Annotated in this window: 20 protein-coding genes; 9 read left to right on the top strand and 11 right to left on the bottom strand. The window is 36.2% G+C overall.

Annotated elements, in window-relative coordinates; all coding sequences use genetic code 11:
* The first annotated feature begins 1,064 nt into the window (after nucleotides 1-1,064).
* The gene (locus F6K40_RS26465; RefSeq protein WP_293140089.1) at nucleotides 1,065-1,343 is read left to right on the top strand and encodes a Mo-dependent nitrogenase C-terminal domain-containing protein; all 279 of its coding nucleotides are present in this window, start codon (nucleotides 1,065-1,067) and stop codon (nucleotides 1,341-1,343) included.
* A gap of 459 nt (nucleotides 1,344-1,802) precedes the next feature.
* Here F6K40_RS26465 and purQ read toward each other — a convergent pair whose 3' ends face one another.
* Nucleotides 1,803-2,507 carry a phosphoribosylformylglycinamidine synthase subunit PurQ gene (purQ, locus tag F6K40_RS26460; protein WP_293140088.1) on the bottom strand — a complete coding sequence of 235 codons (705 nt, stop codon included), beginning with the start codon at nucleotides 2,505-2,507 and terminating at the stop codon, nucleotides 1,803-1,805.
* Between the two features lie 375 nt (nucleotides 2,508-2,882).
* Nucleotides 2,883-3,149 carry a phosphoribosylformylglycinamidine synthase subunit PurS gene (gene purS / locus F6K40_RS26455; RefSeq protein ID WP_293140087.1) on the bottom strand — a complete coding sequence of 89 codons (267 nt, stop codon included), beginning with the start codon at nucleotides 3,147-3,149 and terminating at the stop codon, nucleotides 2,883-2,885.
* A gap of 492 nt (nucleotides 3,150-3,641) precedes the next feature.
* On the opposite strand from purS, the gene F6K40_RS26450 reads away from it, so the two are divergent.
* Nucleotides 3,642-4,019, top strand: coding sequence for a Fur family transcriptional regulator (locus F6K40_RS26450; RefSeq protein ID WP_293140086.1), 378 nt, complete (start codon nucleotides 3,642-3,644; stop codon nucleotides 4,017-4,019).
* A 239-nt stretch (nucleotides 4,020-4,258) separates the two neighbouring features.
* On the opposite strand, the gene F6K40_RS26445 is transcribed toward F6K40_RS26450, so the two are convergent.
* Nucleotides 4,259-5,224 carry an SPFH domain-containing protein gene (locus tag F6K40_RS26445; protein ID WP_293140085.1) on the bottom strand — a complete coding sequence of 322 codons (966 nt, stop codon included), beginning with the start codon at nucleotides 5,222-5,224 and terminating at the stop codon, nucleotides 4,259-4,261.
* 248 nt (nucleotides 5,225-5,472) lie between these two features.
* A complete protein-coding gene (locus tag F6K40_RS26440; RefSeq protein ID WP_483143778.1) occupies nucleotides 5,473-5,814 on the bottom strand; it encodes an NfeD family protein in 342 nt (113 codons plus the stop codon).
* Nucleotides 5,815-6,485: 671 nt separating this feature from the next.
* Here F6K40_RS26440 and F6K40_RS26435 point away from each other — a divergent pair.
* Nucleotides 6,486-8,441, top strand: a complete 1,956-nt coding sequence (locus F6K40_RS26435; RefSeq protein WP_293140083.1) for a PP2C family protein-serine/threonine phosphatase — start codon at nucleotides 6,486-6,488, stop codon at nucleotides 8,439-8,441.
* Nucleotides 8,442-9,205: 764 nt separating this feature from the next.
* Here F6K40_RS26435 and F6K40_RS26430 read toward each other — a convergent pair.
* The 3 genes from F6K40_RS26430 to F6K40_RS26420 all read right to left on the bottom strand — a co-directional run bounded on the left by F6K40_RS26430 (nucleotide 9,206) and on the right by F6K40_RS26420 (nucleotide 10,784).
* Nucleotides 9,206-9,451, bottom strand: a complete 246-nt coding sequence (locus F6K40_RS26430) for a hypothetical protein (RefSeq protein WP_293140082.1) — start codon at nucleotides 9,449-9,451, stop codon at nucleotides 9,206-9,208.
* A gap of 41 nt (nucleotides 9,452-9,492) precedes the next feature.
* Nucleotides 9,493-10,287, bottom strand: coding sequence for a YdcF family protein (locus F6K40_RS26425; RefSeq protein WP_293140081.1), 795 nt, complete (start codon nucleotides 10,285-10,287; stop codon nucleotides 9,493-9,495).
* Between the two features lie 152 nt (nucleotides 10,288-10,439).
* Complete coding sequence (locus tag F6K40_RS26420; RefSeq protein WP_293140080.1) at nucleotides 10,440-10,784, bottom strand: hypothetical protein; 345 nt, start codon at nucleotides 10,782-10,784, stop codon at nucleotides 10,440-10,442.
* A gap of 1,160 nt (nucleotides 10,785-11,944) precedes the next feature.
* Between F6K40_RS26420 and F6K40_RS26415 the strand changes: the two genes are divergently transcribed.
* The 6 genes from F6K40_RS26415 to F6K40_RS26390 all read left to right on the top strand — a co-directional run bounded on the left by F6K40_RS26415 (nucleotide 11,945) and on the right by F6K40_RS26390 (nucleotide 16,345).
* Nucleotides 11,945-12,418 carry a hypothetical protein gene (locus tag F6K40_RS26415; protein ID WP_293140079.1) on the top strand — a complete coding sequence of 158 codons (474 nt, stop codon included), beginning with the start codon at nucleotides 11,945-11,947 and terminating at the stop codon, nucleotides 12,416-12,418.
* A 140-nt stretch (nucleotides 12,419-12,558) separates the two neighbouring features.
* On the top strand, nucleotides 12,559-12,693 hold the full coding sequence (locus F6K40_RS26410) for a hypothetical protein (RefSeq protein ID WP_293140078.1): 135 nt from the start codon (nucleotides 12,559-12,561) through the stop codon (nucleotides 12,691-12,693).
* A 25-nt stretch (nucleotides 12,694-12,718) separates the two neighbouring features.
* Entirely contained in the window at nucleotides 12,719-13,186 is a 468-nt protein-coding gene (locus F6K40_RS26405) for a hypothetical protein (protein ID WP_293140077.1), read from the top strand.
* Between the two features lie 87 nt (nucleotides 13,187-13,273).
* Nucleotides 13,274-14,554 (top strand): hypothetical protein, encoded by a 1,281-nt coding sequence (locus F6K40_RS26400; RefSeq protein WP_293140076.1) that lies wholly within the window; start codon nucleotides 13,274-13,276, stop codon nucleotides 14,552-14,554.
* Nucleotides 14,551-15,630, top strand: coding sequence for a type I secretion C-terminal target domain-containing protein (locus F6K40_RS26395; RefSeq protein WP_293140075.1), 1,080 nt, complete (start codon nucleotides 14,551-14,553; stop codon nucleotides 15,628-15,630). Before F6K40_RS26400 ends, F6K40_RS26395 begins: the two co-directional genes overlap by 4 nt.
* A gap of 190 nt (nucleotides 15,631-15,820) precedes the next feature.
* On the top strand, nucleotides 15,821-16,345 hold the full coding sequence (locus F6K40_RS26390) for a PEP-CTERM sorting domain-containing protein (protein ID WP_293140074.1): 525 nt from the start codon (nucleotides 15,821-15,823) through the stop codon (nucleotides 16,343-16,345).
* A 298-nt stretch (nucleotides 16,346-16,643) separates the two neighbouring features.
* Here the strand turns inward: F6K40_RS26390 and F6K40_RS26385 are convergent, their stop codons facing one another.
* The 4 genes from F6K40_RS26385 to F6K40_RS26370 all read right to left on the bottom strand — a co-directional run bounded on the left by F6K40_RS26385 (nucleotide 16,644) and on the right by F6K40_RS26370 (nucleotide 23,486).
* Nucleotides 16,644-18,239: a helix-turn-helix domain-containing protein gene (locus F6K40_RS26385; protein WP_293140073.1), complete on the bottom strand. Its 1,596-nt coding sequence runs from the start codon at nucleotides 18,237-18,239 to the stop codon at nucleotides 16,644-16,646.
* A 575-nt stretch (nucleotides 18,240-18,814) separates the two neighbouring features.
* The gene (locus F6K40_RS26380) at nucleotides 18,815-19,327 is read right to left on the bottom strand and encodes a helix-turn-helix domain-containing protein (protein WP_293140072.1); all 513 of its coding nucleotides are present in this window, start codon (nucleotides 19,325-19,327) and stop codon (nucleotides 18,815-18,817) included.
* Between the two features lie 593 nt (nucleotides 19,328-19,920).
* Nucleotides 19,921-21,108, bottom strand: coding sequence for an RNA-guided endonuclease InsQ/TnpB family protein (locus F6K40_RS26375; protein ID WP_293140071.1), 1,188 nt, complete (start codon nucleotides 21,106-21,108; stop codon nucleotides 19,921-19,923).
* A gap of 584 nt (nucleotides 21,109-21,692) precedes the next feature.
* Entirely contained in the window at nucleotides 21,693-23,486 is a 1,794-nt protein-coding gene (locus F6K40_RS26370) for a PAS domain-containing sensor histidine kinase (RefSeq protein WP_293140070.1), read from the bottom strand.
* Nucleotides 23,487-24,105: the final 619 nt, after the last annotated feature.

The raw sequence follows: 24,105 nt of genomic DNA, 5'->3' as shown, positions 1-24,105 counted from the left end.
ACTTTTTACAGCGCTTTTCAGATTAATGAACCACACTGTCATAACCAAAACCCTGTAAGGGCTTTCTTCCATTCGCCCCTACTGTGGTCTACTTAAATGAAAACCGCTGTAGGCTCTTGGTCTGGCTATTTTTTATAAAAATTGCCCATATTATCTTTATCATGGAATATAGTTTTGATCAATATTTATAGTATTAGTAAAAAATATTAATTTTATTGATTATATTTATAGTTGTAAAGAATCAAAAAGCAACAATTAGCACCATTAGTGTGAAAATCAAATTAGGTGACAAAATAAGTTACCGAAAATTTGGGTTGAAAGCCCAATCCTTCTAGAACTGCTTTTGTATTACTTGTGCTATATAGCTTTAAGCATTTCCGTGCCAGAATGTTGCGCAAATAGCTAAAGGCTCTGAGTTAGTAGTAGTTTAAAGGTTTTTTCCATTATCAAAAACTTGCTCTAACTGTGGTCAGATTCAAGATATGCCATTATAGCAGTTTTCATTAACTCATTAACATAGAATACAGAGATTTTGGCTTCAAGGCAGTAGGCAGAAGTTTTGTAGTCAACATGAGTAAAAAGCGCTATAAATCTGAGAACTTATGACTGCAAGAAGTGTAGCTTGTCAATAGATCCAGATTTAAACGCAAGTATTAATTTAAGAAATGCAGTCGGCTTGACTGTTGATGTCTGTGGATGAGTAACCGCCGACGTAGGGACGTTGCATAAGGGCGTCCGTACTAGAAGCTAGGGACTAACCATGCTTAGTCCGTACACATCAACAGGACTTACGCATAACCGCTGTACCTAGTAGGGGCAAATGGCATTTGCCCCTACAGGTGGTGTGCGACTTAATATTTTACGTAAGTCCCGATCAATAACTCACTTTTTATGACGTATTGTATCAGTTTTATGAAGCAAAACGTCAAGACTCAAATATTGTATTTCCGGTAACACGAAAAAATACATTGTAGAAATAAGTAGAAAGCCTTTGAAACATCCACGATATAGTCGAAGTAACACGTGTATGAATGAGGTATCAAAACACTAACATTCTAAATCCTATGACCAGTCGTCTATTATCTACAGTTCCTAAATTTAAGCCATTAAAACTTTTGAGAAAATGGCTAGATAGTATAGAAATTAATAATCCCAAATTCGCCAGATTTTTATGTAAATTAATTCCAAGTCAGTGCCCCTTTGAGCGCGATATCACTTTTTTTGGTCATGTTTTGTTTCACATTCCTCCTATGTGCAAACTTAACCCTCTTTACAATGAACTAATTAATTTGAGGTTTAGAGCTTTGTGTTACTTGGCGGATGTGTGTGGAGAATTGATTTAGTTGACAATTTCACGACTTACGCAAAGAAACCGGGTTTTTAGGATAAATCATTGTTTTTAACAATAAACATTGAGGAAAAAACCCGGTTTCTATTTCTGGGTTCACCTGCGTAGATCCTGAATTTATCTCATAAAGCTTTATTAGGACTTACGCAAAGAAACCCGGTTTCTACGATAAATTGTTGTTTTTGACAATAAACATCTACGAGAAACCGGGTTTCTGGGTTCGCATGGCTTTAGTCCTGTTTATTATAGGACAGTTGCTCAAAGTAATAATTCCTAGATTTTTTCCGTCTTCCAAGACTTTTTATAATATCAAATCCGCTTACTTCCGAGGGGCGAAGAGAATCGCCCGTAGATCAGAAACCGGGTTTGTGGGAGGTTAATGTCAGTAAGTGTAAAGCATTTGATACTTTCCCCGGTTTCTCTGCTAGATATAGGTGAAGTCAGAAGTTAAAGGTTAAATTCTTGCTGTAACTTTCGCGGCCATTAATAAACCTTCAAATAACTTAATGCCATCTGTATTACCTAACATTGGGTCTGATGCTCTCTCCGGATGAGGCATCATTCCCAACACATTGCCTTGACGGTTGCAGATACCAGCAATATTGTTCAGGGAACCATTGGGATTAGCTTGTTGAGTAATTTCACCATTTTTTGTGCAATAACGAAATAAAATTTGATGATTATTCTCCAACTCTTGCAAAGTATCGGTATCAGCATAATAACGACCTTCCCCATGAGCTATTGGCAAAGTAATTATTTCTTCTGTTCTATAAACAGATGTCCAAGGAGTCTCAGAATTTTCTACTTTGACAAAAACTTGATTGCAGATAAAATTTAATTTCTGATTTCGCACCAATACCCCAGGCAATAACCCTATTTCTGTCAATATCTGGAAACCATTACAGATCCCTAAAACTAACTTACCTTTTTGAGCGTGGTTAATAATTGCTTTCATTATGGTCGAAAAACGGGCGATCGCTCCACATCTTAAATAGTCTCCATAACTAAAACCTCCAGGAATAATTATTACATCCACATCAGAAATATCTTCTTCTTGATGCCAAACCATGCGAGTTGCTTGATCCAATAATCCCTGAGTTACCCAAGCTACATCGCGATCGCAATTGGAACCAGGAAACATAATAATGCCAAATTTCATATTAATTTTAAATTAATTTAACTAATTGATTGCTATAGCAGGGAACAGGGAATAGGGAACAGGGAACAGGCATGAAAAACATTTCCTAGTCTGAGATTTATCATCAGTAATTTTCAAGAGTCAATTCTTTCTTAGCGATAGAAACAAAATAGCTCTAGGATTTACCCAGAAACTGGGTTTGTATAAGATTTACCATGCTGACATTTATCTCCCACAAACCCACCCGGTTTCTTAATAGATATCTCCAATAATAAAAAATCAAATCAATTATTAGGCAGAAATAATTTCTTCTTTCCCATTACCGAATAATTATTCAAGTTTTTCCTTCTTGCTTGGTCAATCCTATCCCTAAAAGGGAGAAATAATTATTAATTGTTAATTGTTCCCTACTCCCTCTAATTCAAAACGATAATTTTCAATTACAGGATTTGCCAATAATCGGTCGCAGATTAATTCTATTTGTTCTCTAGCAGTTGCTTCATCCGTTGCCTGAAGTTTCAAATCAATATATTTACCAATTCTAACTTGTTCTACATTTTCATGTCCCATCTGTGCTAACCCAGATTGAATTGCGGTACCAGCAGGGTCCAAAACAGATGGTCTTAGAGTAACATATATATGTGCCTGATATTTTTTTGTCACCTTAGTACAAAATTTTAGATTTTAATTGAACTATTTTTAGATATTATCTGTTATTGCAGTCGAAGCAAAGGGCGTGGACATTTTTCATTAATGGATAATTGATCATGGATAATGGATAATTGATAATTACCTCTCACTTTTAGGGAGAGGATTGACTAAAAGGAAAAAATTTATTTCTCTTGGTCGATTGGATATGGCGCCGGTCACCTATCCATCCCTCCCTACGGGAAGCTCCGCTAACGACCGCTTTTTACCCTTTATTGGGGAGGCTAATCAAGCTGAATTATTTAATTATTAATTATTAATTATTCGGTAAATAGTCGAGCTACTATCAGCAATTAATGCCTGAATTTTGAATTTTGACTGGGCTGAATTATTTAATTATTAATTATTCGGTAAATAGTCGAGCTACTATCAGCAATTAATGCCTGAATTTTGAATTTTGAATTTTGAGTTGCGCTATAAGTTCTACCCAAATTAACTATATTGGCCATGAAAATCAATCGCACCCGGTCTCAAGAGCGTGTTTTAAAACTACTAAAAACCGAGAAGCGATCGCTATCTGCTCAGGAAATTTATTCAAAACTACGTAGATGTGACAAACCTCTGGGACTAGCAACAGTATATCGTTCTCTGGATGCTCTCAAGCAAGAGGGTGTAGTAATTGTCAGGACTTTAGCTAATGGTGAATCTGTTTATAGTTCTATACAGCAAGACCAACACCATATTACTTGTGTTAAATGTGGGACTTCTATACCCATTAATGAATGTCCTGTCCATGATTTTGAGGACAAATTGCAGCAGTCCCACAAATTTAAGATTTTTTATCACACTTTGGAGTTTTTTGGACTTTGTGATAGGTGTATTTAGAATTTATAATTAAGATTCTAAATTTTAAATTCCATTTGAAGATACAGCGCTTCCCGTTGTTATGAGGTACACCGATTGTGGGTAATATCCCGAAACTACCATATTTTCATTATTTACCTCGTACCTCATTTGTCTGAAATATGCTGTATTTCTTAATTCTCAATTCAATTTTGATGTAATCTAAAATTTAGAATTATTAAATTTTTCAATTCTAAATTCTAAATTCTAAATTCAATTTGCTAACTGCTAACTGAGTTTTTGCCATCTGTCACAATAGAACGCATACCCTCTAAAGTTGCTGGAATATTCCGTGGGTCCATAAACATAACCTTACTACTATCACTACTACCGATCTTCTGACCCATATCCAGATAATTTTGAGCTAATAAAAATTGTAGTGCCTCTTTAGCATTGGGGTCTTCACGGAGGGTTTTAGTAATAATTTCCAATGCTTCAGCAGTTGCAGAAGCTCTCAATACTTGAGATTGACGTTCGGCTTTAGCCTTCAAGACAATTGCCTGTTGTTGGGCTTCTGCTTCTAAAACAGTTGCTTTTTGACGAGCTTCAGCATCAAGAACTTGTGATTCTGCCTTACCTCTGGCAGAGTTAATTGCAGAATCTCTTTGCCCTTCTGAAGTTAAAATTGCTGCCCGTTTTTGCCGTTCCGCAGTCATCTGTAATTCCATAGAATCTTGTACTGCTTTGGAGGGGCTAATATCCCGTAATTCTACCCTAGTTACTTTTACTCCCCAAGGGTCAGTAGCAATGTCTAATTCTCTGAGTAATACTTCATTAATTTCTGTACGAGCTGTAAAAGTTTGGTCTAATTCTAATTTACCCATTTCTGCCCGAATTTGAGTTAAAACTAGATTAGTCATTGCAGATTTGAGATTTTCTACTTTGTAGAAGGCTTTTTCCATATCCATAATCCGCCAATAAACTACAGCATCTACACTAATTGCTACGTTATCTCTAGTAATACATGGCTGAGGTGGAATATCTAATACTTTTTCCCGAATAGTTTCTTGATAAGAAATTCTATCCAAAAATGGGATGACAAATTTCAAACCAGCATCTAATTTTCTACCATTATATCTTCCTAAAGTTTCAACCAAAGCTTCATTTCCTTGATTAATAACTTTGACACTTCCGGCTAGACTTGAACCACCTAAAGCTAAAAATACGAGTAAAAAAAACTGTTCCATTTTTCATCTCCTAATTTTCTAAATTAGTTGTTATTTGAATTGATTTTGGTTGGGAAGATAAATGTAAGCATTCAGCTATTAGCGGTCAGCTCTCAGCAATAATATCCAAACCTTAAGGAGGAGCTTTAAATGAATATAGCCTTTAAAGTCGGCTTTTCTAGTAGAATTCAATTTCCCTCAATGAATAAAGCTTTTATCTAAAACTCAAATAAATAGCTGATAGCTAATAGCTGACTACTGAATGCTTACTAAGAATTTAATAAATTTTCTGGCAATACAAATAAAGTATTACCTTCTCGTCTAACGACGATAACCTTTTCTTGAGCAGCGATAATACTATCTAAATCGTCACATTTAGCGCGCCAAGAATTACCTTCATAAAGTACCCTACCTGGCTGACCTGGTAATATTTCTGTTAAAGTTTCTGCTTCCTTAGCATCAGTAATAGTAGTTACTGTACGGTGGGGCAATAGACGACGTAAAGCAAAAATAAAAGCTACAGAAAAAATCATCCACAAGGCTACCTGTAGACTCATACTAGGAATTATGAGAGACACGAGTGCCACAACAAAGGCACTTAGTCCCATCATAAATTCAACAAAGGCCGTGGGTACAAGAAATTCTAAAAAACAAAGAATTGCCCCAGCTAGTAACCAAAATATCGTTAGACTTAAGAGCATGGATAAATGTGTTCAATAATTAATAATTAACAATTAATAATTAATAATTACCTCTTCTTCTCCATAAATGGAGAGGCTTTATACCTTAATTTTTCGGTAAGGTTAGATTTATTAGTAATTTTACGGAAAAATTACTATAATTTGGTGACATCACTACCTATAATCATACCTTGACAAATAATTAGGTATACGATCAGTTTATTTTGAAATTTATCAAGATAGCTTCTATCTCAATATATCTTTGCGTTTTGACTTTGAGAAAGTCCTCTGAAAACCTCCTAATTTATTCATCAACAGCAAAAAAAACAATTCCTTACAAAAATTCTCAAATTAATTTTTAAATATTATAACTTTTGACTTTTGATTGTTAACTTTAGACTTGTGACTTAATTCTATGATTACCAAAAAATAAGGTTATTAGGCTCCTCTTTGAGGGGGATGAAAAAGCAGTCGCGAGATGGATGGGTTACCGGCGCCATATCCAATCGACTAAGAGAAAATTAATTTCCTTATGTCAATCCCGATGGTTGAGCCAGAGGTACTGATAACTGATAACTGATAACTGATAACTGATAACTGAAATGACTTCTACCCCACTAATTTATTGTCCAAATATTAATTGTCCCAATCCGTCTAACTCCTGGGGTAACCAAGAGTGTGAAGCTTGCCAAACTAAATTAATCTATCGCTATTTATGGGCGGTTGCTCCAGAGGTTGAGATTTCTGTAGGGGAATTATTGAGCGATCGCTACTATGTTGTAGCTCCACAAGTTTGGCTAGATACTAAACCTGGCGATCTTCCGTTTATTTATGAGGAGTTGCCAGATTATATTATGCCTTATCTACACTTATATCCTCAGAGGCTCCATACCCCAGAGGTATATGGTTTTTATCAACATGGAGAAGAAACTTATCCTAGAGATATTCTGTTATTAGATAACGTTCCTCTAGACTCTGAAGGTAAATTGTTTCCTGCTCTTGTGGAAGCTTGGCCCACGGCAACTCCCGTACGTCAAGTCTACTGGTTATGGCAAATGATGCAGTTATGGAAACCTCTATCGGAACAAGGTGTAGCTTCTAGTTTATTTACAAATAATTTACGGGTGGAAGGTTGGCGGTTACGACTTTTAGAGTTGGACCTACAAACCCATAATACTAAACTTAGGGATTTCAAGATTTTTTGGTCAAATTTAATTCCTACCGCTCATCCTCAAATTCAAGAACCATTGACAGAGATTTGTCAGATGATTAGTGATATAGGGGAATCTCTAGAGGCGATCGCTCCGAAATTAAACCAACTACTATTAGAGCAGGCAGCCGAATTACCACTAAGTTTTCAAATAATGGGGGCTACAGACACTGGCCCTGTGCGTCTGCATAATGAGGATTGTTGTTATCCTACAGAACAAGATTTAGCTAATAATCAGCTAGTACCCCATTTAGCAATGATTTGTGATGGAGTCGGTGGCCATGATGGGGGAGAGGTAGCTAGTCAACTAGCAGTACAGTCCATTAAAAGATTAGTTCAAAACCTATTAACAGAGGTAGAACAACAACAGGAGTTAACATCTCCAGATTTGGTAACTAAACAACTCGAGGAAATTATTCGGGTAGTCAATAATATGATTGCCACGGAGAATGACGAACAAGGAAGAGAATCTCGACAGAGGATGGGTACAACATTAGTTATGGCACTACAGTTACCCCAACAGGTAAAACCTTCCTCAGAGTTAAATCCAAATAATGCCCATGAGTTGTATATAGCTAATGTGGGGGATAGTCGTGCCTATTGGCTAAGTAGAAATGGCTGTCAGTTGTTGACTGTGGATGATAATGTAGCTTCTAGGGAGGTGCGTCTGGGTCATTCTCTGTATTGGCAGGCATTACAACGTCGCGATGGGGGGGCTCTGATTCAGGCTTTGGGTACAAGGGATGGAGAGTTTATTCGTCCCACTATTCAAAGATTTTTGATTGAAGAGGAGGGTTTATTACTTCTATGTTCGGATGGTTTGAGTGATAATGATTGGGTTGAGAATTCTTGGGTTGAATATACTCCCAAGGTTCTCCGGGGTGAAATTTCTCTGAAGCAAGCAGTTGAGTCTCTAATTAATTTGGCGAATGAGAAAAATGGTCACGATAATACTTCGGTAGTGCTTGTCCACTATCGTCTTTCTCCAGAGCAGTTAATCTTATCAAATATTCCTACGGCATCACCCCCGGTAAGGGAAGTTTTTATACCAGAATTGTCTGAAGCTTCTAAAGAACTTCTTTATAGTAATGATGAAGAAGTATCGGAACCTCAACCTCAGCCTAAAGGCAACCCTGAACTTGAGCCTCAGTTGGAACAACTCCAAGATTTTTCCTGGTTAAAACCCTGGATGTTTATGGTTGGTTTATTATCGATCTTATTGGTAGGAGCAATTATAGCGGTATGGCGAAATTGGGAAAATTTTCAGTCTCCTGGAGATTCTCCTGCACCTTGGCAGAGTCCTATGATACCTGAGCCTTCGGAACCTCCAGTTTCTCCTAATTCTTAATCTTTATTCAATAGACATCTCCAGAAAATAGGGAACAGGGAACACTTAACTGGGAACAGGAAGAAAGAATAGATAATTTATGGATAAGAATTGATTTTATTTTTAATTTTCGGAAATGTCTAATAAATATTTAGGATATTTTTAGTAGTAAGTAGAAATAGCTTTCGATCTGATTTTATATCATGTTCGCTTGAATACTTAATAATTGGTCTATTTGTTTTGTTGGGCTTTAAACCCAGATACATATTTAGCTGGCTCAAGCCCAATTACAAACTAATACTTTTTTATAACTGAATTATCCGAATATAATCAGGACTTACGCAGAACCGCCATATTTAGTAGGGGCGAATGGCATTCGCCCCCTGGGGATAGGGTATTCTTTCAGAATTTGCGTAAGTTTTGATAATATTATAAGTCTCATTATAGTTAGGGCTTGCTAATTACAGTGGTTTTCATTTCGGTAAACCACAGTAGGGGCGATTTGCTTGCTCGCCCCTACAGGATTTCTGTTATGGCGATGTGGTTCATCAATCTGAAAAGCGCTGTAAATCTGAAAGTGTTTACAGATCAAGCTTTTTGCCTTTTTGAGTATTGAAAAAGTGGGATATTTTGAGTTGAAAAGCCTGAAAATGTTAGTATTTTAGACGCATAGTTGGACACAGAAATTGAGGAACAATTCTAACTCCTACGTCCTATCAATTCCTATTTCTACTAACTACTAACTACTAACTACTAACTACTGACTACTGACTACTGACTACTGACTACTGACTACTACAAGAAGGATAAATTAATTTTAAGAAAAAACCGAAAATATTGATGTCATTTTGCATTTTTTGTAATTCTTTTTGATGTTCTTCTGCTACCGCATAATACCACTGACAATAATTTTTAAAGTCTTCTCTATATTTAACTTCTTGATAAAATTCCTGGGTAGTTTGATAAACTTGACAAATTTCTGTAACAGTTGAATTTGCTTCTGGAAAAATGCCTCTTAATTCTGGCTGCATCTCAAGTAACTCCTATGGATTAATCTATAGCAACGTTTTGATTATAACCAACCCCGCAGACGATAAACTATCATACCTATATATTCTTTTAAAGCTTTAGTCGAATTTTGTAGATTGGCAGCATCAGGAATAATATTTAACAAAATACCTTGCCAACTATCTATTTTTTCCTGCAAGTCTCTTTCGGTAACTAAAAAATCTGTTGGTGCTGGAATTACTGGTATTTTCTGTTTTTTAAATATCAAAAAAGAACGTGGAGTATGGAGTGCTGAAGTTACCAACAATACAGAACCTTTTATTTCTTTTGTTTCTAAAATTTGTTTAACATTAACAGCATTTTGATAAGTATTTAGAGAGTCAGTATCCTGTAAAATTGCTGTTTTTGGTACTCCCATAGATTCTGCAATTTCTGCCATATCTCCCGACTCAGGATTTCCTCCATCTTTCCAATCAACTCTACCTCCACTTAATATCAGAAAAGGTGCTTTACCTTGTTGATATAATCTCACTCCATGTAAAATTCTGTCCCCTGCTTCACTAAAATCTACCCAAGGGCGGGGCGAATTAGCTGGTTTAATGCCACCTCCTAAAACAACTATTGCTTCTGCCGAAGGTAACTCTTTTGGTGGTAAATTTTGCCATTCTAAAGATTTAATCAGTCCTTGAGAAACCCAAGAATTACTAAAAGTAAGTGTTACTGTAAATGCTAGAAAAATTACTAATGCTGACCATTTGGGATACCACCATAACAACACAAAAGCTATCAGCATTAGTAAGCAAGATAATCCTAATGGATAGATAAATAAAGGGAGTAATTTAGAGAGAAACAAAAACATTTATAATTCAGTAATTAAATAATACTTTGCCATTAATAGGGGGTTGAAATTAATAATTATTATAATGTTCGGATAATAAGTTATTTTTGTTTGTAGTAGGGCTTTAGCAATATCTATAGTTGTGGCTCAAACCCTACTACGATCTTTAATTATTAGTATTTTTTTCTAGATTTTGAGGATATTTGACTGTGCCTGAGAAACCAACTCAATACAGAAACACCGCTACGTTCTTTAGGTGTTTTAGGCCATGGTTTAATTGTTGGTTTTGGTTTTGATGGTGCGGGAGAATCCACAGGTTCAGCATCTTCTTTTTCTGGAATTTCTGGTCTTGATTCTATTTGCAACCAAAACCCTAATAATCCAGCAGAAATTCCTCCAATTACACCAAATATAATACTTCCTTTTATTGTATATTCTAGTAATATAAAACTAATACTGAAAAATAAAGTAGCTGCTAGTCCGGCAATTAAGGCTTTTGATATTGGTGACTGATCCATAGTTTTTCATAGTTATTGGAAACAACAATTTTTTCTGATTTAACTAAAAATTATAGTTTTATTTTCAATTTTATAGATTGGGATTAATATAGCTTTCTATTATAGCAGTCTAAAGAAAGAAACACGAAGCCCACCCCACTAATAAATGGTAGGTTAATTCTAGCAATTATCGTAACTGAAAATCCAAGGAAATTCCTAGTAATAATGGTCTGAGTGTAGTCACAATATTCCCGTAATTGGCATGGAACTTTTAAGCTCCACTCACTATAACTGTAACAGTCTGGACTATCAGATTGGCTTTTGCAGTTATCCTCACTAAAATGTGTTTTTTGATACAGCAAAAAATTAATTGATATCCTCTTTAGTTGGTTAGTACAACTTGAGGGGCTAGGGGTATTAAGGTACGATCAATAAATACAATACCTCAATTTGCTGCTAATAAAATCTTTCTAATGTTGAGATCAATAATCTAGCAGTCGCGATCGCATAACTCAAAAAACTGAGATAATTTTGTTTTTTTCTTCAACCTTGTTTGGATCTATTTGAGAATTTTTCTTTTTATATTTAGCGATCGCATTTAGATGTGCTTACGTTGCGGGAATACCGAATAAAAATTATTGATGTCATCAAAAAAATTGATATATAAACTGGGAAATACCGAGTATTTTTTTGGAAAAAAATTTTACTTTTAACTTTTATAAACATAAATTGTAGTTAAATTTGTATAGATAAGTTTATATGGAAAATTAATTACAGATCATAGTTGAAATTTTGTTGCTTTTTGCCTGTTATTTGTTGCATATTACTTATTTTTTGTTGCTTTTTACCTGTTATTTGTTACATATTACCTTTCTTTTGTAGTCTATCTCAACTAAGAAATTTATTGTGCACGACTATTTATTTAACTTAAGTATTTGTCTATCAAAAAGAATAATTTATATGTCAATAAAAAAATAATAATACTTATAATTCAATTAATTTATTGTTATACTTACAGCGTCGGAATTAAATAATATAAGTTAGGACATTCTGATAAATCCTGGTGTTTAGTCTAAGGTTTAAAGATGGTACTCATTGAAGGAAATTGAGATGCGTTTGCCCTGGGGTGACAAGCAAGCTAAAAGATACAGGACTTAATACTATTAACTATCTGTATGAAAATGGAAGACGATAACCGATTTCTTTCTGGCTGTGGCACATTTTTGGGAGTGTCATTTGGTCTCTTTATGCTCTACGCAGGTTTAAATTATTCGGGATTTTGCTTAGCGCAGATCCGCTATTTAAGTGATGAGGATAAATTTAGAAAAGAATTTGAGAGATTCAATCAGCTAGATACCACTTTCATTCCTGAAAGGCAAAATAATGAAAATGGGGGGCAACGTTATAAACGAATAAAATACGAGAGCTTTGAGCAGTTTATGGAGAGTAACCCCGACTGCTGCACTGTCCGTCCTTCTGGCATTGCTAGTCTTTGGTTACGCATCACAGGTGTTCATAGTGGAGAAGTGACAGTTATGAAGTATACCGTTTACTATCTAGATGAAAATGGCGAACGAAGATCGCGGGAATCAAAAAGACAAATTATTCTGCAAAATTGTGGACAACGTTGGTATATTCTGGAGCCATCTTCTTGAATAAAGCGTAATCTCAACTTGCGAATGGAGCCATCTTCTTGAAGCTTAATCTTAACTGACAAACCTCATACAATGACAAATATTTGAACTTAGTTCAAATTGTAAATTTCTAGCCAATATACAATAGGAGCAATAAAATTATGCTGACAGGACCGATAGCACCAGTAGAACCGTTAGCAGTAAATGAAATAACAAATTGGTACTTGTACGGACAGGAAACAACTCCAACTAATCTGGCAGATGAAAGCTTGATTCGGCCTGCATCTGAATACTGAATACTGAAGCCAAAGGTAATTAAACATGAAAATTCTTTTAGGTTGTGGCACATTTTTAGGAGTGTCATTAGCTCTTTTTACGATCTACGCAGGTTTAAATTATTCGGGATTTTGCTTCGCGAAGATGCGCTATTTAAGTGATAAGGAAAGATATAGATATGTATTTGAGAGAATAAATCAGCCAGGTTATATTTCCATCAGGGATGAGCAAAATAATGAAAATGGGCGGCAATATTACGAAAGCATACCATACGAAAGCTTTAGACAGTTTTTGGAGAGTAACCCCGATTGCTGCGCTATTATTTCTTATGCTATTACTCCTCGTTGGGATTGGGAACGCATCACCGATTTTGATAGCGGAGAAATTACAATTCTGAATTATACCTCTTATTATCTCGATGAAAATGGTAAGCGAAGATCGACGGAAGTAAACTGGCAAGTTATTCAGCAAAATTGTGGACAGCGCCACTATCTTAGGGAGCCATCTTATTGAAGCGTAATCTCAAGTTACAAACGTCATAAAAGGGAAAACATTTCAAACGTAAATTTCTAGTCAATATACAATAGGAGCAATAAAATCATGACAAAACAAACACCGATACCGAATATAGTTGATGAATTAAAAGACCCGCTAGCAGTTGAAACAATAACAAATTGGTACTTGTACGGACAGAAATCAACTCCAAAACAAGAGGATTTGGTAGATGACAACTGGATTCGACCAGCAGAAGTAGAGCATCCTATTATGATTCCAATTGATGCGACAAAGTTTATGGAGACTGTTGGAAGGTTTGCTCTCGGGCCTCAGTTTGAATTGGTACAAGGGTTTTTCGATGAAGATAACTTTTTTGCACCTCGTACAGCTCCTTATAGTAAAGCAGAAATAGGACAAGCACTTGGGTTAGACCGTTATGGCTGGAACATGAAGCATTATAACTGGAAAGATAAAAGAACTGATGACTATGTACAACGAGTTTACCTTTATAACTCCCAAGAATATAAGATTTCCGACAAAGCAGAATTTGTGGTTAAAGATGATGGTACAGGAAAGATAACAAGAGAGATAATAAATTTTGCTATCGAACCTCGGGAAGTTGAAGAAGAACTAGACTTCTCTCCTCCAAATGATGATGAAGGTATAATAGATCGAGATAACTTTGATTTTAAGGGGGGTGGGGATGTTACTGATTTTGGTAATGCAATTCTTCAACCAAGAGTAGATCCCTCTGGAATTGGTCGAACAGTATATTTTGATTATATTAATCAGGGATCAATTAAGCCAGTTACATACAATCGCGAAACCTATAACAAAGATGTTGCGTTCATAAAAGATAATTTTGAGGAAACTAATATTGTACTTAGCGGAGTTCCCTTAAGATTAGGCATGGGTGAACTGTCAGATAATTTATTTGAGAAGGGCGTGACTAAATTCTTAGATAGCGCAGACCGACCAATTTTCTATGGTACGGAAAAAGATGATGAACTGTCTCAATCAGATTTTAATGCTCCAAAGCTTACAGGTTTTCTGGGGAATGGTAGTGTTCTTATCGGTGGTGATGGAAACGACAAACTAGAACTTGATGCAGTTAAAGGTAAAAAGATCTTAATTGGTGGCAAGGACAATGACACAATAACAGGATCGCTGGCAGGGTTGTTCGATACCTCCGTCTATGAGGGCCCAAGCTCCGAGTACAAGATTGAACGTTTTAGCGACGGTGTAGTTACGATAGAAGACAAAGTAAAAGACCGCGATGGTATCGATACCTTAAGAAGGGTAGAATTTGCACAATTTTCAGACAAAACGGTTGATCTCATTTCGGGGCAAGATATCTCCTCGTCATTGACAGAACTGGTAGCATGAGCGACGATATGCAGGCAGTTAAAGCTGCAGCTAGCCAAATCATTGATGAGATTTTTGATGAAGATCGCGGCTTGCTTAATTCTCGGATATCTGTCGTTGGATATAATGACTCCGGCCCAACAACCTATCTCTCCTTCACCGAGCAACCAAAAATCGAAGACCGAAAAACTGCAGCCATCAATGCCATCAATAGCATTTCAATTAGTGGCGGTTATGAACCGGTGAATGGTGCTTTAATACACTCACTTAATGGCAGTGCAGGAGAATGGCGCGAGGAAGCGACTGCCCGACGCATCTTTCTATTTGGTGACGAACCTGCGGACGACCCCGAACTTCTATCTGAAGTGCTAGAGCTAGCATCCGATGTCGGGGTTTCCCGTTCTGCTAGCAGCCTTTCTGCGTCCTCAATAGCAAGTGATATTGAGACTAGCAGCGTTAATGATAACTTGGCCGTCACGCGCTTTGCCTTACAAACCACAGAATCTGACGGTACTTCGACAACAGTTCCTGTAGAAATATTCACAATTATGGTTGGCAGCAACTCTGCTGCTTCTACAGATTTTCAAAACCTCGCTACTGAAACCGGAGGAGAATTTTTTAATCCTGCCAATGCCTCCGAAGTAGTAGATGCAATCCTCGCAGCGATAGGTACTCCGATAGAAACTCCTATTGATGAAGAGGAAACTAACATAATAGAAGGAACAAGTAGTCGAGATAATTTGATTGGCACCGATGGCGACGATACAATTACTGGTTTACAAGGTGGAGATACTATCACTGGTGGTGGTGGTAACGATACATTCGTTTACACTAGCATTGTAGATGCAAGAGATATCATTACTGATTTTGAGATTGGTAGCGATAAAATTGACCTAGCTGGAGTATTAGATAGTGTTGGCTATACAGGTACTGATCCCATTGCTGAAGGTTACGTTGGCTTTAGCTCTAGGGACACAGATACTATAGTGACTGTCGATACAGATGGTTCTGCGGGTTCTGGTAGAGCTCGTTCCTTTTTGGTAGTTCAAGGAGTTACTCCTGTAGCTCTCAATAACTCAGATAACTTCATTTTTTAATTGATCAGGACTTACGCAGATCAACCCAGAAACCGGGTTTTTTGTAGATATTTATTGCCAAAACAACGATTTATCCTAAAAACCCGGTTTCGCGTGCGTAAGTCCTATTTATATCAAGAGCGATCAGATTAGGTAGGCGATCGCTTACCCTCAGACTCTATCCAACTGTAAACATTTATCAAATAAAACCATGACTAATATATTTCAAAAATGCTTTCTTATTGCTACAAGTACAGTTTTCAGCTTATCAGTCCTGAATACTAATGCTGTGAATGCTGCTTCAATTACTTATGATTTTGAAGTTAATAACTTAGACGGTTCCTTAGCTGGGACCTATTCTGGATTTTTTGAATTTGATGATTCTACATTAACTGGAATTGGTAACGAATTTTTATCTGTATCGGAACTGAGTTTCGATTTTCTAGGTTTCAACTACAGTGAAACTGATGGTTTTCCTGAAGTTGTGTTTTTTGATGGCGACTTTCTGGGATTGATTTTTGGAACAGATGCTGAATTCTCTTTTGTAGAAGGCTTTGTTGACTCTAGTGACGCTTTCTTTACATATGATATTCCTGGGCAAGAAGGTGGTTCAGGAGATGTTATATACACTTTACGTCCATATACCCCAGTATCTACACCCGAGCCAACTGCTGTTTTCAGTTTATTAGCTTTAGGTGCTGCAGGTTGCAGTGGTGTTTTGAAGAAAAGAAAGTAAACATTATGATTAGGACTGACGCAAGTGTAAGGTATTTTCGTCCGAAGCGATCGACAGGGAGGCAATCTCAAATCCTAGTTTTTTGTACCTTATGCGTAAGTCCTGATCGTCATTTCAGTTACCAGTTATCAGTTATCAGTTATCAGTACCTCCGACTAAAGTCGGAGGCTTGAAATACTGAAGTTAATTTTTTTCATCCCCTTAAAAAATGTTTTTAGAGAGTTGCTTAAAATCCCCGTTACAAAAATAACTTCTGTACGAGCGATTCGCGAATCGCCCCTACTGACTTCTGACTTCCCTATCCTCCCAAACCCAAAACATTCTGTAATAACATCTGATCTTCGCCCTTAAGTTGAAACCGGCCACTTTCAATATCTCTAATCCAGCTTTGGCTTTTTCCCAACATAGTTGCCAACTGTCTCTGACTTAACTGTTGATTTTTCCTAGCCATCATAATCTGTTCCCCACAGATCGCAGAAAGCTTTTTCGTTCTTTTGCGCTTATTATTATAACGTAACTTCTGTTTTTCAAATTCTACCAAGTGTCGATCCCATTCCTGGGGAAGTTGAAACCACAGGATACGAGCATTCATTAACATATTCCACTTACCCCTCGGACCGCGATCTGTTAATCTCTGATTATTACTGCCATCATCAATCCAAAAATCCAAAGCTGCATCACCGTCATCAGGTAAATCTGCTAACTTTGCCCACATTGGTTGAATTTCTTCGGGGTAAGTTACCGGATCAAATTCAGGTTTAATCCCATAATGACTGAGAACCTCCAAATCGCTCTCAAAAGTTTTCATTAGTCGTTTGCGATCGTCTCTAAAAGAAGATGCTTGTCTGACCTTTTCTTCGCCATAAGCAACTCGCATTAAGGTGGGTACAGTCAATCTTTGCTCCCTACCCATCTTAGTTTTGAATAGTAACCATAACAGCATTCGAGCAGTTCCTTCATGTTGCTGCCAAATACTCATTACAGTAGTTAATACAGACTTAGGTAAAATCCCATATTGATAAAATGCTGTGCGCTCTTTGCAAGCTTCCTTATTGAGGAAATACTTAGCCCAGATACCAGCTCTAACTCTAAAAGTCAGACCAACAAGATGTTTGCATCCTGTAGAATCTTCAGAAAAGTGATGTTGAATTTCTAATATATGCCACAGTTGACTTTCTGGCAATGAGAAGGCATTGATTTTGCCTTGCTGTGGCCAGTCAATAGTAGTGGTAATTTTGCAAGGTTGTTGAGCGAGATTTTTAATTAAACTCAGTTTAGTCGCTTTAGATAAGTCTTTGCGTTTTTCTAGCCCCAGGTACCTTTCTATTTGGCGATCGCTAATCACAAATTCTTGCTCCCATGGCTTGTCAATAACTGTGGCATGGGCAGCATAAATTAGGTTCATACAAGCTGCCCTGATATCCATTTCGGGTAGAGCAGTTAGATTATTTGTAGTTTGGGATAGACTATCCAAATCTTTGATACTGAAACTAATTGAACCCTGACCTTGCTTAATAGAACGTTGATAAATCAGTTTACCTTCTCCATCTACTGTCCAAGGTAGCGATCGTCTCTGCGCTAGAATGTTGCAAGCTTCCCAGATTACTATAGAAGAAGCAAAGGGACTGTGTTTGCCATCGGGAAATAAGTCAGAGTTTGTGGGTGTTCTTCTCTCCGTCTTATATCTACCTTTTTTGGGTTGGGTAGGAATAGGACTACTAATAGAACAGTGAATTACACATTGAGGTTCTTCGTGATATCCCTCACAACTATTACACAGTTCAGGATTAATAGAATATTGTTCATTTTCGACAACTATCGCACCAGTTGGGCACTGGCTTTGGGGCACACAGGTGGCACATCCGGTACAGTTTTCAGTGATTTTGTGAGTCATAACAAGCGCGTGTTTTTACGGTTGAGCAGTTAGGTGTTAGTCATACTGCTTGTCATCTGTAAGTTGATTTCCGTTCTTAGAAACTTATGACTTTCTATATAAATCTATGATTTTCTATAAATAATCTGTTCTATTCCTTATTCCACTGGCAACGTCGGCGCTATCCAGTCCACCAAGATTTTTATAGATAATACCAGATTTTCGCCAACAGTTACTAGCCCCTGATTGCTGTACAACTAACTATCTAAAGAGTTAAAATCTCAATCTAAATTTGATTTAAGTATTTTAATTTAAGTTTAATTGATACCTTTAATAAACCTTAATATTTCATAAATCTTTTAGATTATATGTTCATAATGAGCAAATTAATATTATCTTTATTTTTTAAAAAAAAGTAATTAATAGGTTATTTAGCAAATCAGAATATTTATACATTTAACTTGCAATAGTTAGTATTTTTAAGTTGACTTTTAATACTAATTTGAAATAAAAAAAGAAAAGGAGCAATGCTTAAATCATAAATTTCAATATATATTGATTGGCATTTAGCCCCCAAATATCAACTTCTCATCTAATTATTGAGATTGCTGGTTAACATTTCCATGAAGTTTATTACTAACATGATTTGTTCGACTCTCAAGTTGTATTCTACCTCTAGGAAGATGAATATTTTTTTGTTTGAGAATTCTCCTAACTTGAGTACCACTAAGTTTAATTCCGGTTCGTTGAGCAAGATAATTTGCTAAACGTTCTCCACTCCAGTTGCTATATTCATAACCTAACTGGTAAGGAGATTTTTTTGTAACTTCTATCAATAACTGAATATATTCTTCTGTAGCTTTACGAAAATTACCATGCTCTCGCCGATCTCGTAAACTATCTAATTGATCTGGATCTCCATGTACACACCAATAAGCAACTGTTCTATAAGAACAACCGATAAACCCAGAAATTTCTGAATAGGTTTTTCCGTCATTTAATAGGAGTAACATTAATACTCTTTCTCGGAAATGAGAGCAACTGCCCTCTCGCAAAGCTTTCTGCAATCTTTTCTTTTGCATTGAACTGAGAAAATCTTTTGCCGGCATAACAGCTACCTCAGCTTAACAACTTAATGCAACTTAGCTGTACAGTATCTATAAATCCGCTTTTTCATACCTTTTATTGGTAATATAGCGCTACGGGCAAGTCAAAAGTCAAAAGGCAAAAGTTAAAAGTCATCCCTGACTGAGTTTGAACATTGATAAATATCCTAACCTTTGCTTCGACTGCTACATAATATCAAATCCGGTGGTATTAGTATAAAAATACAGAGAAACCGGGTTGATATCAAATGCTCTACAAAACTAGCATTGATTTCCCACAAACCCGGTTTCTGATAATGCTCCAAAGCAAGCGGATTTGATATAAACTGCAACTTCAGCTCTAGGCAAAACTTGTCTGTTGCAGTCTGGCACTTTACCTGATATTAAAAGCAAGTTTAAATAGATTATTTGTGCTAGTTACTGGATGGTTATGACTTCTTTAGGAAGGCTTGACATCCTCCCGACGCTGCTCTGCGAGACAGCGCGGGATTCCCATCCATCACTCAAACAGACTAAGCTGAATGAATGACTCAGAGCGGGTTGACACCTCACTGAAAAATGCTGGCTTGCCAGTCTGACGCTTCCTCCGTGTCCGTTTAATTGTCTCCGAGTGCCCCTCGGCGACTGAGTGCAAAAAGTGATAACTGTACGGGATTTTCTGTTGCTTTAGTTTCAACCTTGGTTTTTGGTTGAACGATTTCTAAAATGTTTACCGCAGCGTTGACATCTCTATCATGGGATGTACCACAATTTAAACAAGTCCATTCCCTAACATTGAGTTGCTTTTTACCACCTTTAAAACCACAATTAGAACATTTTTTTGTAGTAGGTTCCCATCTGTCAATAACTCTAAATTCCCTACCATATTTCTCGCATTTGGCCTCAGTTAAAGTTCTGAATTGCCGCCATCCTAAGTCACTAATTGCTTTAGCTAGCTTACGGTTTTTAACCATTCCAGAAACATTCAAGTCTTCTAGAACAATGGTGTCATATTTTTTGACTAAATCAGTTGATAATTTGTGCAAGAAATCTGTACGAATGTCTTTGATTTTAGCATGAAGTTTAGCTATTTTTAATCTACGTCTTTCACGACGTTTACTTCCTTTTTCCGTTTTGGCAAATTTACGTTGAAATTTAGCTAGCTTTTTAAGGTTTTGCTTGAGAGGTTTTGGTGCTTCAAACTTTTCTCCATTACTCAAAGTTGCAAAAGTCGAAATCCCCAAATCAATTCCTACTGAATTATTAGTTTTAGGCAAAGACTCAGGATTTATATCTACTACAAAACTAGCAAAATAACGATTGGCCGAATCTTTGATTATTGTTAGAGAACTAGGTTCAGCAGGTAATTTTCTAGACCAAACTATTTTAATCTTACCTACCTTTGGTAGATAGATTGTGTCTTGACCAATTTTGTAATTAGCACCTACAAATCTTGCAGTTTGCTTTGACTTTCTACTCTTGAATAATGGTGCTTTAACTTTAATACCTTTTCGTTTACCTTTGCAACTATCAAAAAAATTTTTGTAAGCTTGGTCTAAATCCTTGAGAGACTGTTGTAATGGAGTAGATGCGACTTTTTTTAACCAAACTAATTCTTGCTTGACCTGGGTAATGAATTGCTTAGTTAAATCAACGTAACTTGGTTTCTTTTGACCATTAGCATATAATTGATGACAATATGCTAAACTTTGATTCCAAACATATCTACAACAACCAAATAGTTGATTAATGCGCGTTATTTGAACATGGTTTGGATAGATGCGGTATTTGTACCTGGCTTTCAATTTTATCGACCCGTTACTAATATTAGTTGCTATACTATAGCATGGGTTGGTATTCCCATCCCTCCGCTCCCCTCCCCCCTTTCAAAGGGGGGTTAGGGGGGATGGAGAGCGCGGGTCTTATACCAACATTTAGATAAAGAATAGGATTTAACTTAGTCATTATTTTTAACAACTAATATTGCCAAAAAGAGCATAAATATGTGATCTTAGAGAGTTTGAAATAATTCCTACCTCTCTTTGGTAGATAGTCAAATCTTGCTCTTAGTAGAATACTTGTAGATAGCTGAGAATTTAGATTAATTTGTCTTCTATTATCTTCTCCTTGATTAGTAAATTAATTTTTTGTTTTGCTGTATCTTTTTAGATAATAGCTATTCACTATTGCCAATAAAGTATGTTCTGATACTTTTGAGTTTTAATATAAATCGACCAAGAGAAAATATTTGCCATACGTATTTCAATCCCGATGCTTTCCTAGGTCATGCTGCGCAAACAGCCAGAGGTACTGATAACTGATAACTGAAATGACCTCTGGTATTTTTTTCGCTACTTTCGAGTAAGGTAAGAATTGTATGTTTTAAATGTTAGATAGAAGTTGGAATTAATATTTCAAATACAGTACCTCCATTTGGATTCGATCTACATCTCAGTTCTCCCCCATGTTTTTCGACAACAATTTGGTGAGAAATTGATAACCCTAAACCTGTACCCTTGCCTACTGGTTTGGTCGTAAAAAATGGGTCAAAAATTCGTTTTTGTACAGACTCAGAAATACCCGGACCATTATCAGAAATAGAAATTTTCAGACAATTCCGATCTGCTTTTCTTTGTGACTTTTGATTCATTTCTGTTTTGATAGTAATAATGCCAGGAATTTTTTGTTCTTCTAAAATATCTATGGCATTAGCAATAATATTCATAAATACTTGATTTAACTGACTTGCATAACACTCAACATTGGGTAAATCCCCGTACTCTTTAACAATACTAATTTTTGTTAGTTTGGGTGTGGATTTTAAGCGATGTTGTAAAATCAATAAAGTGCTGTCTATACCAGAATGAATATCTACTTTTTTCATCTCCGATTCATCAAGACGAGAAAAGTTTCTTAGAGATAAAACTAGCTCTTTAATTCGATTCGCTCCCATATTCATTGAATCAACTATTTTGGGCAAATCTTCCATCAAGAAATCTATTTCAGACTCTTCCACAAAATTTTGAATTTCTGATACTGGTTCTTGATAGTTTTTTTGATAAAGTTGCAGTAAATCTAGTAAGTCTCTAATATAGTTATTTGTATGGACAATATTACCATAGATAAAATTAATAGGATTATTAATTTCATGGGCAATACCAGCAACCATTTGACCCAAACCAGACATTTTTTCTGCTTGTACTAATTGAGCTTGAGTATTTTGTAGTTCCTTTAAAGCTTTTTCTAATTGTAATGCTCTTTCTCGTTCGCGTTTTTCGGATTGTTGGAGTGCAATTTCTCCTTGTTTTCGTTCTGTAATATCACGCACAATTGCTAATACTTCATCTGTACCACTTTTAACGTAACGAGCTTCATAATGATAGAGGTGATCATTGATCAAAGTAGAATATTCTCCTGCTTGCACTTTACCAGTTTTGAGAGTAAGCTGTAAGTAGTGTCGAGTCCAAACAGCTAAATCTTCGGGAAATATTTCTTCTAGAGTTTTCCCTAATACTTCTGATGCTTCAAGCGCATTTTCGTCGTCTTTTGCTGGATAGTAATCAAGAAAAATTCCTTTTGAGTTGAGACGTAACATTAAGTCAGGAATAGCACTGAGAAGACTATGGTTTCGTTTTTGGCTTTCTTGTAGCGCTTCCTCTACTCGTTTACGTTCAGTGATATCGAATCTAATAGCTAAGTATTGATAGGGTTTGCCGAAATCATTTAAAAAAGGCACAATAGTAGTATTAACCCAATAAAAACTACCATCCTTAGCTCTATTTTTAATTTCCCCTCTCCAAACTTGACCAGAGCTAATAGTAGACCAGAAATCTCTAAAAAATTCTCGGGGATGATATCCAGAGTTAAGGATAGAATGAGTTTTGCCAATTAATTCTTCACTAGAATATTGAGAAATTTCATAAACTTTATCATTTACATATTGAATAATACCTCTATGATCTGTAATAGCAACGATCGCTGCTTGATCTAGGGCAAATTTAATGTCTGATAGTTCTTTTAGGGTTTTCTGCAGTATTCCTTCTAGTAAGCAACGTTCTGCGATTGCCCTACCATAGTTAGTCAGGTTTGGTGTATCGCGATTATTTTCAACTAAGGCCGCTACCATCTGCTTGACCTCGTAATAGTTATCAGTATATTGATTGAGAATTTGATTTGTTTCCATAGTTTTTTGTTACTCTTTGTTTAACTTTGATACACCGCTGATTGTTTTAACTTCACTTTTAGGTTGAGAAGAATTGTAGCTTTGAGGAGTTGAACTTGTAAATGCGAGATCGATTGTTTGTTGTTTAGCAACTTAAATTGTAGTAAATATAGCTAAGAAAGAATTGGTTAGGAGGTAGACTGATGATGAATCAAGATCGCGGAAATATTTTTCCAACTTCTCCCTATTTCTTCTCTTGGTCAGCATTCCCTCTCTTAGTCGATTGGACATGGTTAGGTAATATCAAATCTGCTCAGGTTAGGTATAAAAAATATTCCATCTTCAGCTATTGCCAAATCTTTCTATCTCTCCCCATCTCCCCACCCTCCCCACACTCTTTATCTAAATTATATAAAATCCGGTTATACAGTAATCGCATTCAAAAATCCTCAACTAAAATATGTGTTTGCTAGAAGCACGAATTTAAAAATTTATGCATTTTCATTTCCTTTCTTACTCCTAACTCCTAACTTCTACCTCCTAACTCCTAACTCCTAACTCCTAACTCCTTACTCATTACTCATTACTCATTACTCCTCAGTAATACGATAACTAATTACCCGGATTCTATATTACACCG

Source organism: Okeania sp. SIO3I5, assembly GCF_010672085.1.
GTDB lineage: Bacteria > Cyanobacteriota > Cyanobacteriia > Cyanobacteriales > Microcoleaceae > Trichodesmium.
Note: the sequence above shows the minus strand (reverse complement) of the source record. Positions and strands in the feature narration are given on the sequence as shown.